The organism is Raineyella sp., assembly GCF_034933565.1.
Lineage (GTDB): Bacteria > Actinomycetota > Actinomycetes > Propionibacteriales > Propionibacteriaceae > Raineyella.
In genome coordinates this window covers 18,109-30,081 of record NZ_JAYFNG010000058.1, presented here as the reverse complement: position 1 = coordinate 30,081, position 11,973 = coordinate 18,109, and the positions used below count along the sequence as shown (strand labels likewise).

Annotated in this window: 8 protein-coding genes, 1 tRNA gene and 1 pseudogene; 4 read left to right on the top strand and 6 right to left on the bottom strand. The window is 64.2% G+C overall.

The genetic code is table 11. The features are described 5' to 3' along the window. Positions 1–137 precede the first annotated feature (137 nt). Complete coding sequence (locus VB059_RS14070) at positions 138–1,559, bottom strand: ABC transporter permease (RefSeq protein WP_323422602.1); 1,422 nt, start codon at positions 1,557–1,559, stop codon at positions 138–140. 2 nt (positions 1,560–1,561) lie between these two features. Next, positions 1,562–2,326: an ABC transporter ATP-binding protein gene (locus tag VB059_RS14065; protein WP_323422601.1), complete on the bottom strand. Its 765-nt coding sequence runs from the start codon at positions 2,324–2,326 to the stop codon at positions 1,562–1,564. 517 nt (positions 2,327–2,843) lie between these two features. Between VB059_RS14065 and VB059_RS14060 the strand changes: the two genes are divergently transcribed. After that, positions 2,844–2,984, top strand: coding sequence for an integrase core domain-containing protein (locus tag VB059_RS14060; RefSeq protein ID WP_323422600.1), 141 nt, complete (start codon positions 2,844–2,846; stop codon positions 2,982–2,984). Between the two features lie 233 nt (positions 2,985–3,217). Here the strand turns inward: VB059_RS14060 and VB059_RS14055 are convergent, their stop codons facing one another. Together VB059_RS14055 and VB059_RS14050 are read right to left on the bottom strand one after the other, a co-directional pair. After that, positions 3,218–4,840 carry a UvrD-helicase domain-containing protein gene (locus VB059_RS14055; RefSeq protein ID WP_323422599.1) on the bottom strand — a complete coding sequence of 541 codons (1,623 nt, stop codon included), beginning with the start codon at positions 4,838–4,840 and terminating at the stop codon, positions 3,218–3,220. Then, positions 4,837–6,558, bottom strand: coding sequence for a hypothetical protein (locus VB059_RS14050; RefSeq protein WP_323422598.1), 1,722 nt, complete (start codon positions 6,556–6,558; stop codon positions 4,837–4,839). The genes VB059_RS14055 and VB059_RS14050 overlap by 4 nt, the downstream gene beginning before the upstream one ends. 513 nt (positions 6,559–7,071) lie before the next feature. Between VB059_RS14050 and VB059_RS14045 the strand changes: the two genes are divergently transcribed. Then, positions 7,072–8,589 carry a hypothetical protein gene (locus VB059_RS14045; RefSeq protein WP_323422597.1) on the top strand — a complete coding sequence of 506 codons (1,518 nt, stop codon included), beginning with the start codon at positions 7,072–7,074 and terminating at the stop codon, positions 8,587–8,589. Here VB059_RS14045 and VB059_RS14040 read toward each other — a convergent pair. Continuing rightward, complete coding sequence (locus tag VB059_RS14040; protein WP_323422596.1) at positions 8,540–9,448, bottom strand: DNA adenine methylase; 909 nt, start codon at positions 9,446–9,448, stop codon at positions 8,540–8,542. The genes VB059_RS14045 and VB059_RS14040 overlap by 50 nt on opposite strands. Before the next feature lie 459 nt (positions 9,449–9,907). Here VB059_RS14040 and VB059_RS14035 point away from each other — a divergent pair. After that, positions 9,908–11,140, top strand: a pseudogene (locus VB059_RS14035) (IS3 family transposase). Positions 11,141–11,144: 4 nt separating this feature from the next. Continuing rightward, positions 11,145–11,630: a tyrosine-type recombinase/integrase gene (locus VB059_RS14030; RefSeq protein WP_323422595.1), complete on the top strand. Its 486-nt coding sequence runs from the start codon at positions 11,145–11,147 to the stop codon at positions 11,628–11,630. A gap of 207 nt (positions 11,631–11,837) precedes the next feature. Here the strand turns inward: VB059_RS14030 and VB059_RS14025 are convergent. Then, a tRNA-Pro gene (locus VB059_RS14025) sits at positions 11,838–11,911 on the bottom strand. Positions 11,912–11,973 lie beyond the last annotated feature (62 nt).

Below are 11,973 nucleotides of genomic sequence, written 5' to 3'. Positions count from 1 at the left end.
CCATCCAGTACCCTTCACCTACGGAGTGCCTTCCGCTGGGAGATCTTGAGTCGTCGCAAACCCAAGTTTCCCCTAGTGGACAGGCACTCCTCTGCATCTACCAGTCGGCGGACCCACCGTCCCATGAATGATCCGGGCTAGGCCCTCCTGAGACCGAGTGCGTTCTCTCGGCGTGCCCACGGGGCGATCTGCACCCACTGGACGACGAACACGGCACCCCAGCAGGCGACCACGACAATGGTCAGCCCGGCCCAGGGGACATCAAGGATCGGATGCCCGACGAGCAGGTTCGAGCGTGACATGAGCAGGCTGCCTGCGAAGGCAACAGGGATGAGCGCGAACACGCCCGCACAGAGCGCGAGCAGGAAGCTCTGCCAGCCCGTCAGCGCGAAGACCTGTCGCGGTGACATGCCGGCGGTACGCAGGAGCGCCTGTTCCCGGACGGCATCCCGGCCCGAGAGCGTGATGACGGCGGTGCTCGTCAGCAGGCATACGAAGCCGAACAAGCCGGTTATCACCACGATGTCGGAATAGTTGGAAGATGACTGCGGGAACCCGGCTTCGTGCATCGTCGCCTGGTACGACGGCATCACGCTGAAGATCACGCCCGCCAGTCCGATCGCGACCGCCAGTGGTGCGATCATGTTCGCATTCGTGTCGACATCGGCCTGAGCGGAACGGGTGGCCAGCACGCCGACAGCTGCGCCTCGGAACGGGCGCAGAAGCGTTCGGACGAGGGCGAGCACGACGGGAGCTAGGTCAACTCCGAGCACATAGACGCCTGCGGCGGCGAACAGGCCGGCCTGGATCGCGGCGTTCACCATGCCGGTCGCCTCGACGCCGACCTCGCGGTGAGCAGGGACAAGAGTGCCCGCCAGCACCAACGTGAGCGCGACCGCGAGCAGCAGGCCGCCGAGCACCCAGCGGGCCTGTGCTCCACCGCGTCTTCGGGGCGCCAGGCCGCGCACCGCTTCGACAGGCTCCACGTCGGCGGCGCGTCGCGACGGCAGCAACGCACCGAGCATGCACGTGGCGACTCCCAGCGCGAATGCGGCCGCCCAGGCTAGGGCCGATGGGTGGAACGCCGGCGGTTCGAACTCGCCGAGTCCACCTGGAAAGCTCACTGCCGCCATCTGATCGAACAATGGAACCGCGATGATGCTGAGGCCGATGGACAGCAGCGAGCCGGGCAGCGCTCCGGCCACGCTGGCGAGACCGACCAGGGACCAGAGGCTCCTCCGGATCTGGCATGGGCTCGCACCGGCGAGCCGCCACTGCGCGAAGGTCCTGCGGGTGCGTTCTACCGTCGCTGAGCCGACCACTGTCAGCGCGAAGAACGACAGGACGGCGACGAGGACGTAGATCGTGACCGACACGATCCCGAACGCCGCCGGGTCGAGCCCCGCGGCCGTCGCCGCGGTGATGAACCCGTCACTGTTCGACCAGACGAACTGGTTCACACAGGCGCCGATCAGCGCAGTCACTAGGCCGATCACGACGATGGACGGCACCCAGCTCCGGAAGTCACTGCGGAAGATGCGAAGGACGTGTTCCAGCATGATCAGCTGACCTTCGACGCCGCGTGGGGGACCGTGAGCTGCCGCATCCGGGCTAGGACCGCATCGCTGTCCAGACGTCCGGAGACGCCCGTAATCGAGCCATCACGCATGAACACCACCTGATCCGCCAGTGCTGCCGCATCGATGTCGTGGGTGACCATCACCACGGTCGTTCCCTGAACGGTCAGATCGCGCAGAATCCGCAGCACCAGCTGGGAGTTCACGCTGTCCAGTGCTCCGGTCGGCTCATCCGCGAAGACGATGGACGGTCGCAACAGCATCGCCCGGCACAGCGCAACCCGTTGTTGCTCCCCGCCGGACAATGCGCTCGCCGCGGTCCCGGCCTTGTCCTGCAGCCCGAACCGGGTAAGTATCGCCGTCACCTGGTCACGGGGCACTCGGCGGCCGGCGAGCTGCTCCGGCAGCAGCACGTTCTCCTCGACAGTGAGGTACGAGATCAGGTTGTACTGCTGGAAGACGAACCCGACGGTGGTGCGCAGATACTTCGCTCGCCGTTCTCGACCCAGCTCGTAGATGTCGGTGCCGTCGAGCAGCACGCGCCCCTCATCCGGACGGTCCAGACCACTCAAGCAGTACATCAGCGATGTCTTCCCGGCACCGCTCGGCCCGACGATCGCAGTGAGCGCGGCGCGCGGAAGGTGCAGCGAACAATCCCGGAGTATCCACTGGCCCGAGCCGCCGGTCCCTCCGGCCCGCCGGCTGATTCCCGCCGCCCACACAGGGGCAACCTGCACCTGATCCGTCATTCGCATGTACCTCTGCTCACCAACCGACACGGCCGCGATCCGCGGCGACACGTCCCAGCGAACCGCTCGTCGTGAGAACCCACCATGCAGAAAAGGGGATTGACACCTCCCGATGACAGTCAGCTACTACGGGGCAGACGACGCGTAGAGCGATGCTGGGGCGATCCCGGCCGGCCCGAGCTGTCGAGGTACGGCTGGGCGAGGAGCCAACCGTGAGCAGCAGGAACGCCTCCCGTACGACGGCCTGCAGGACTGCAGCAAGAGTCTTCTTCCCGTCACTGCGTGATGCTGTCGATCACGTGACGCTCGGGCGTTCCCAGGTCGGCGAACTGATCCGCAGAGACGACGAAGCCCTGATGAAAATTGCTTCTCATCAGGGCTCTTCTGTCGGGCTGACAGTGTCTGGTTTCAGGACATCGGAATGGGGTGTCTCGGGACATCGGAATAGGCGTGTCTCACGTCATCGGCATACTCCGCGGCGCAGGTTGCCGCCCTGGCATCGTCGAAGCGTCGTCTCGTGATCACCGCCGTGCTGACCGGGGCCTCGCAGTCCGAAACCGCCCGCCGCTCCCTGCAGGCCCTGATCGACGCCTTCAGCGACGACTACAACAACCGCCGGCCCCACCGATCCCTGCCCGGCCACCAGCAACACCCATAAAACGAAGAACGCCTGAATCTACAATCATAGGTTCAGGCGTCCGTGATGTCGTGACACATCACAACGTCGGGCTGACAGGATTTGAACCTGCGACCCCCTGACCCCCAGGCGTCCAGACGGCTCCAGCAAAACCGATTTCCGCGTGATTCCGGGCCGCAGGTCATGCAGCGCGCGTCACGAGACGCATGGTTTGCATGGTTCTGGTCCCCTTCTGGTCCCCCTCGTGGGCAACCTCAGTTCGCGGCCAGAGCCGCGAGAGGAGCTACGGCGGCGTGGAACCTGTTGCCCACGAGCAGCACGACGATCTTGTGTCTGGCTCTGGAGAAGACCACGTAGAGGAGCCGACTTGTTGTGGGGAACGGTTCTGATTCGTAGCCCATGAAGTCTCCCTCCCGCAACACCACGACGGTCGCGTCGGCCTCGCGTCCCTTCGTCTGGTAGAGGTTCATTAGCTGAACCTCTCGCGGGCTCAGCGCCGAGTCCGTGAGCGCCGCGTAACTCGCCTCACGGGCTTCCGCACAGATCGCTGCGACCATCTGATGGTCATCGCGGGCGCTGATCGTGCGTGCGGCTCGCGCGTACATCACCGAAAGCAGGGTGGCTGCTTGCTGCCAGGCGCCCGACTTCTGCGGTAGTCCGAGCGCGTCGTGTGCCGTCGCCGCTACCTCGATTACCTCCCGGATGGACCCGGCCTCGGAGAGACGCTCTCGAAGAGCGCTCAGGCGAGCTTGCAAGGTCGTGGGGCCTGAACCGTTCATCACCTGGTACGCGATGGGGGGCGCCTTCTGCCCACGTTGCGCGCTCGTCAGGAACACGGCTATCGCTTCGAGAACAATTCCCCAGGTGCCATCGCCGGTGTGGAACCGCGCCATCGCAGTCTGGGCGTCGAGGGCGGCGGCGAGCGCGTCACTGAGACCAGCAACTTCATGTTCGATCCCGTCGGCTTCAAGTGCATCCGAGAGAGCCGCGAGCATGTCGTTATGGTGCGTGAATACTGCCACGCCCATATCTTCCGCGGCTAGCTCGCTAACGACCCGTGCGACGTGACTGGTCTCGTCGGAGAGTGGTATTCCGTCTTGGATGACCAGTCTTTCGTCCCGGATGGCGGCCGCGATGGCCTCTGACTCGAACAGGCGTCCCCTGATGGCGTTGGCGACGGCCGGGATGATCCCGGAGGGGTCTCGGAAGGAGGTTTCTGGCAGCAGGATGGTGTTCTCTGTCCCAGCGGCCGAGCAGGCTTCATCGATGCGCTCCACTCTGACGCCGTCTTCGGCGAGGAACGTGTAGATGCACTGGTTCGGGTCGCCGAGCAGTACCAGCCTGCTGTCGCGGGCAATCAGCTGAAGGAGGTCTTGCTGCGCATCGCCGGTGTCCTGAAACTCGTCGACGATTACGAGGCCCCATCGGGTGCGAAGGTGTTCTGCGACAGCAGGTGCGGCCTGAGCGATTTCGAGTGTGAGCGGGATGAGCCTGCCGTATCCGATCTCGTGCTGGGCCAGGCCGAGCTTCTCGCGAGCGGGGCTGACGAGGACGGGGTCGCCGTGTCCGACCAGATTCCCGAATCTCCGGACCACGGAGAACGCGAGCGAGTGGAACGTCATGATGTCCACCTGGGAGCCTCGTCGGCCGAGAATCTCATTTGCACGGGAGGCGATGCGCGCCACCGAGGAACGAGAGAACGAGAGGAACAGGACCCGATCGTGGGGTTCGCTTTCTGCAACTCGTTCGAGATGGGCGTGAGCTGCGGCGAGCGCGCTGGTCGTCTTTCCGACACCCGCTCCGCCGAGCACGACAGTGAGTTCGGCCTGCGTCGCTACGACTCGCTGCTGCTCCGGGTTCTGCGGGGCGAAGGTCATGGCAGATCAGGGATGTCGATGCGTCCGAGCGTGTCGCCGCAGACTGCTTCGATCGCGGACCGCGCGATCGGCGGCTGGCGTGTCAGTGCGTGAGCCCAGGCTGCCCCTAGCCCCTGCTTCTTGATCACTTTCGTCGTGATGAGGTGGTCCGCGATGTCGTCGTCGCCGAGATCGGGTGGCAGGGTGGGCATGCCGAAGTCTTCCAGGGTCTCGACCGTCTCTCGGAGCCGATCTCCGGGTACGCCGCGGATGAGCGCGGCCTCCACGGCGGTGCGAGTGGGAAGCACGACGAGCTGTTCGACCATTCCTGCAAGGACTCCGACTGCCGGATCTTCGTGTCCTGGCTTGTCATTGTCGACGATCGCTCGGACGTGGAATCCGAGTTCAAGGGCGATCTCGGCAATGGCTGGGAGCCGGGTAACTCCTCCGTCTGACCCTGGCGGGGCGACCAGGCGGACGCCGTTAGCGGGGAGGCTGTGGTGCGGTTCGTTCGTCTTCCGGAAGAGCCGCGACGCGAGCGCGCCGTACCCCTCGACGTCGAGCGGCCCCTCCAGGAGGACAACGGTTCTCGCGCTCAGCGCGGCGAGAAGCTGCTCCAGGATGAGCCTCCGGTTGACTCGGCCCGTCTTGTCCGTGACTGCAGAGAGCTGGTGCTGTCGTCTCTCGCCGTGGCTGACCGTGAGCCGAACCAGCTCACCGGGATCGAATGCTCGTATTACCTCAGGACGGCGCGTTGTGAGGATCGCTTGCCCTGCCGTTACGTGGATGAGCCGCGCCATGTGTTCAGATGACGATGCGTCGAGGCGATCTCCGAAGTCATCGCCGATGATGACGACGCCTGATTGTGCATCTCGCGCGGCTGCGATGGCTTCAGCGGCCGAGAGCACACTCGCGAGAGTCGACCCCTGGGAACGGACGGGAAGGGCCCCGGCCGCACCCATCGAGATCGCTGGTTGAAGCGCTCTGAGGAGGGCAGCCATAGAACCGTCATCCGCCAGGAAACTGATGTCGGCGGAGTCATCGATACCGAACAGAGTCTGGGGTCCAGAATCAATGACCTTATCCAGAACGCTGGTGACCACCTCCATCTCAGAGAACGACCCGGTTGCAGCATGGACGGCCGAATCCAGATCGGTGAGGGCGCTGTCCAGGCCACCAGGGTCGGCATCAGCAAGGAGTGCTCTCAGGACTCCCTCTGCCCGCAGCTGGAGAGCCGGCGCACTGTCAACGAACTGGACAGGCAGAGCCTCACGCTCGATCCGGCTCGCTCTCTTGAACACACCGGCAGCGGGATCACTTCGCGCCGGGTAATCAACCCAGTGCTCGCCGGTGTCCGTGTCGAGGTCATATCGTGCGCGATAGCACAGACGGACGCCCAGAACCGCGTCGCCCGCGTTGCTTGGCGTGGCGATCTCCCCGGTTGCCCGGTCGAACGTTTCCAGATTCTCGCTGAGAAGAGTTTCGAGGTCCTCCCCGAGGTCGAGGAGAGTCACCTCTACCTCCGTCAAGGACTCTTCATCGCCGTCAGCAGGTCGGTAGACGTCGAGAGGATTCACGCGGGACCGAGTACTGCGGGCGTCGAGAACCCGGCGCAGGGCCTCGACAATGTCAGTGCGGCCTGCCTGCGGCTCACCTGCAAGCACCATGTTCTCTGGCACCACGAGCGCTGCATGGCGATAACCCCGGAAGCGTCCGATACGAATGCGCGCGACCCTCATTGGCTACTCCTTACAGACCCCGCGATGCAAGCTGAGCGCTCGGCTCGCAACGGGACGATGAGCGTGATTCGACGGACCTTCCCGCTCGGAACCGGCGGCTCCCGTGCCTATCTTCCCACGGACTGTGGGCAGTACCAGGCAGCGACGCAGCATGGCGATCCCGTGAGACACGCGACGACAGGTTCCTTACAAGCGTCCGAAGTGGCTGCTCGGCCTCTTCCGCCTGGTTCCGCAGTTCACGCGACCCACGCGTTACCGGCAGGCTGCATGGTTTGCATGACTGTGGTCCCGTGCCTGGTCCCCTGCCCCCGTCGGGACCTGACACGGCGTCACGGGCACCTATCGCAACCGGTTCGTGCGTTTGCGTGTCAGAGGAGCTTCGGTTGATGCGCCTCGACGTGTCTCAGCCCGATCGCGAAGCAGCGCGGCTACGGTTAGGACTGAACGACAGCTCTCGTCCGTTCGGCACCGAGGGCGTAGATCGCCGGACGGATCACCGAGACGAGGCTGGACATGGCTTACGAGCAGCTACCCATCGTGGAGGTCGAGCTGAGCCGGCTCCTGCTCGACCTGGAGAACTACCGCATCCCGACTCGTCGCGACGATGAAGCCGGAGCTTTGAAGTATCTGTTCGCTTCCGAGGACGTCCTCGGCGCGGCGCGGCTGATCCTTCGCGACGGCTACTTCGACAACGAGGTGCCGATCGTGATCGCGGCGGAGTCACAGGACGAGCCACCTTCGTATATCGTCCTGGAAGGCAACCGGCGCGTCAGCGCACTCAAGGCGCTCCACGACCCGACGATCGTGCCTGGTCACGAAGCCGAGGTCCGCTCACTGCTCAAGCGGTATGCAGTCGAGGCAGAGAACCTTCCCGAACGAATCCGTGTCATCGTGGCGCCTGATCGCGCGACCGCTGCCCCGCACGTTGCCCGATTGCATACTGGCATCTCCAAGAAGCGGTGGAGCCGCGACCAACAAGCAACCTTCTACTACTCACTCGTGGACGACCAGACGACTGTGGAGGACGTCAAGGCGCAGTACCCCGACGTCGAGGTCGCAAGGTTCATGAAGATGGCTGTGATGCGACGCTTCCTTGCCGCTGCGCCATTCTCCGATCACACCCTCCGGCAGTATGCCGCGAGCGACGACTTGGCGATGTCGGCCTTTGAGTACGCGTACCGAAGCAAGGACATCGCGGCGGCGATCGGGGCAGAGTTCGATAGAGACGGCATGTTGCTTCCTCGGTCCTCGACTCCCGAGAAGATCGCGTTGAAACTTCCAAAGAAGAAGCTCGGTGCATTGGAGTATCTAGTCGGAGAGTTTCGCGCTGGAAGGCTCAACACCCGCTCTCCGGAGCTCAAGAAGCGTGATGACGCCTACCAGCCGTTCGTGGACCGTCTCAACGGTGTACCCACTACAGCAACGCCGACACCATCACCCGCCACGCCCACACCAATGACTCCACCTGGACCGTCACAAGGTGGCAGCCACGGGATGCCTCCAACCGGTCCCGGCAGCGATACCGGCGGAGCAACGCCACCCCAGCCTGAGCCTCCGAGCGGAGCAGGAAGCCGTGGACCGAACCATCCAGACACAAAGGACACACTCGATCTGTCTGGCCTCGACTACGAGAACGCACCGCTGAACCTCAAACTGCGCTACTTCGAACTACGACGGATCAGCCTGGGAAACTTGCCTATCGCGTCCGCGATCCTATTGCGCTCAGTTCTCGAAGCCACCATCAAGGTCCATTTCGAGGGCTCCGCAACGCCCGCGACAGGCGAGTTGAGTGCGGTTTTCAAAGTGGTCGCGCAAACCTATGGCTCGGAGAAGACTATAAAATCGACCATCGGCGCCATACAGTCGGGAAACGCTCACAAACACGGCTCTATCCAGTGGTTCAATCTCATCGCGCACAGCGCAGATGCGTCGGTGACCGCGGAGGACGTTCGGCAGGCGTGGAAGGTGGTCAATCCGCTGCTCAGGCGCTTGTTGCGTCCGCCATCACAGTCTGCCCCTGCAACGCCTTGACCACACCGGCGACCGCGGGCGATGCAACGAGCAGTTCTTCGGCCTGCCCCGGATACCGCGCGGAGTAGGTCAGTTCCAAGCGGCATTGGAAGTGCTCGCGATACAGCTTCTCAATCAGTGGAGCCGTGTCATATGTCATGAGCCAGTGCGCTTTCTCAACCGTATTGACGATTGCCGCGAGAGCTGTGTGATCCCTGCCGTCGAACGCGTTGAGGTAGAGCTGAGAACCTGCCTGAACATACGGCGGATCGATGTACATAAATGCTCGATCGTCCTGAGCGTAGCGTTGGATTACCGTCCTGCCGTCAAGGTCTGAGACGGCGATCCGATCGGCCAGGCCTCCGACAGCAGTCAATCGTTCGATAAGCGTTTCACGATTGAAGCGGGCGTCAATCTTGTATTTTCCTTCCTGTCGCTGACCGCCGATGACTCCGGCGTTCAGAATCCCTGAACGGTTGGTCCTGTTCAGAAAGAAGAAGGCAAACCCCAGGCGGAGTGAATCTCGCTCATCGCGCGATCTGTAAATCTCTCGCTGCTTCTGCCATTCAGCGATCGTGAGCGGGACAGACGCAACCATATCGACGAAGTTTGCGTTGTCTCTGACCGCGGACTTCCAGAAGGCGTACACGGCGGGGTCAATGTCGTTCACGACCAGTTCTTCGACAATGCCTTCACGGAGCAGCGCAATCCCAGCTCCCACGCCACCGGCATACGGCTCGATATAGCGGGCGCGCTGGATCCCAAGGGCATCGATGATGTCACCAAAGAAGCCAGCAAGTGCCGCCTTACCTCCCGGATAGCGGAGCGGCGAAAGCGTTCCGTACCGACGTGACGCGACAACCCGCAGCCTGTCACTCATCGGGACTCCTTCCCCGCTCGATGCGCGGCGACTCGACAGCGAGCCGAGCAGAAGCGGGCATCACCTCGCCCGAGAAACGCCTGCTCGCAGCGCTCGCAGTTACGCCACGCCTTACGGCGGCGTAGGCGTTCATGACGCAACGCTCGATCAACGTCAGTGAGGCCTGCGTCGCTTAGGCGCGTGAAGTCCTGCATGTAACAGATACTACTCGTAACAACCTCGCTGAGCCATCGACACGCCGAAACGGTGCGGTACACCGTGAAGGGACGCGCCAGCCGAATGCGGCTGTGTCGTGGTCAGTGCCCTACGGCGCGGTGGCCTCGCCTGCGCGTCATCGTGAGGACGGCACTGCTTGCCGTTCGCGACGCTCCCCCGAACGGACATCGATGAGCTGGTGAGGTTGACCCCGTTCGGTGGACATCCAGATCGTCTGGTCTCTGGTGGACCGGGCAGGGAAGGATGGTCCTCATGGGGGCGAAACGGAAGAGCTATACCCCGGCCTACCGGCGCGAGGCAGCACATCTGGTGATCGATACCGGGCGGACGATCGTCGAGGTCGCCCGCGAGATCGGGGTCGGTGAGCAGCTCCTCGGCCGCTGGGTCGCGATCGAACGCGCGCACATGACCGATGAACCACCCTCGGCGCTGGACACCGACGAACGCGCCGAGCTGGAACGACTGCGCCGCGAGGTCGCCGAACTGCGGATGGACAGGGAGTTCCTGAAAAAAGCAGCGGCCTTCTTCGCAGCGGAGAACGACCCACACCGGGCCGGGCGTTCGAAGTGATCGACCAGATCACCCATGACGCGAAGAAGGCCGAAACCGCGCTGCCGACGTTGGCCAGGATGTGCGACCTTCTGGAGGTCTCCCGGTCGGGCTACTACGCCTGGCAGGCCCGCCAGACAGCGGGTCCTGGGCCGCGGGCCGCTCGCCGGACGGACCTGGCGGTCAAGATCAGGGTCGCCCACGACGCCTCCCACGGTGTGAACGGGGCACCGCGGATCACCGCCGACCTGCGCGAGGCCGGCGAGGTCGTCTCGATCAAGACCGTCGCCAAGCTCATGCGTCACGAAGGGATCCGCGGGATCAGCCCCCGGCCGTGGCACCCGGTCACGACCATCACCGACGAGGCGGTCCATCACATCCCAGATCTGGTCGAGCGCCGGTTCGACCAGGGCCGGCTGAACGCGGGGTGGACCTCCGACATCACCTACCTGAAGACGGGCGAAGGATGGCTCTACCTGGCCGGGATCCGAGATGGCCACTCCCGCCGGGTGATCGGCTACCAGTTCGCCGACCACCTCCACACCAATCTGGTCGAGACCGCTACGCCGCGCTGTCCTGTTCCGTGACCCGCCGTTGGGGGCGGACGGGGTGATCTTTCACGCGGACAGGGGCAGCCAGTACACCTCCACCCAGCTCGCCGACGTCGCGGCGGAGGTGAACGTGCGTCGGTCGGTCGGACGGACCGAAGTGTGCTGGGACAACGCCCAACAGGAATCGTTCTGGTCCACGCTGAAGACCGAGTACTACAACCGCCACACCTTCACCACCCGGGCCGAAGCCATCCACGGAGTCACCGACTGGATCGAGAACACCTACAACCGACGCCGCCGACACTCCGCCCTGGGCATGCGCTCACCGGTAACCTTCGAACAACACCACACGACCGCGGCACTCCAAGCCGCATAACGCGATGTCCACCAGACGGGGTCAACCCCAGGTCTTCCCCGGTAAGGGCGGTCTGGTGACCAAGCCGACCAAGAGCCGCAAAGAACGCCGGGTACCGATCCTCGAACCGCTCCGCCCCGTCCTGGAACGCCTCACCGATGGCAAGCAGCCGGAAGACTCGTTGCTGGTCGGCCCGAAGGGCGGCTACCTCACCACCGCGACCGTCCGCGATGCCACCGACTGGGACAGCATCGTCGCCAAGCTCGGCCTGCCCGACCTCACCCGCCACGGCCTGCGCCACACCGGAGCGACCTGGATGGCCGACGCCGGCATCCCGCTGCACGTCCTGCAAGACATCCTCGGCCACGCCTCAATGGAAACCACCCGCGGCTACCTCCACCCCGACGACCGCCACCTCGCCTCAGCAGCCGAGCAGGCCAACGCCTTCCTCTCCGCCGCCGGACAACGCAAGCAGGCTCGGCGCAGCGGCCCGTCAGCCAGGGGACTGTGATGTGCGGCGGTGCCGGTGCGAGTGGCCGCGTAGGAGTTCTGGTCCCCTTTTGGTCCCCTTATCCACAGGAAAGCGGTCGAGGCGATCTGACTGTCCACAGGCGACCGCCCTGCGCCACCCCAGGGGGACCAGAGGGGGACCACCGAAAACCACCCTCGGACATGAAGAAGCCCCGGTGAGAAACCTACTCTCACCAGGGCTTTTACGTCGGGCTGACAGGATTTGAACCTGCGACCCCCTGACCCCCAGTCAGGTGCGCTACCAAGCTGCGCTACAGCCCGTGAACCCCGGGATTCCCCGCGGTCACGAGGAGTAACCATACTACCTCCGGCCCGAAGAACGC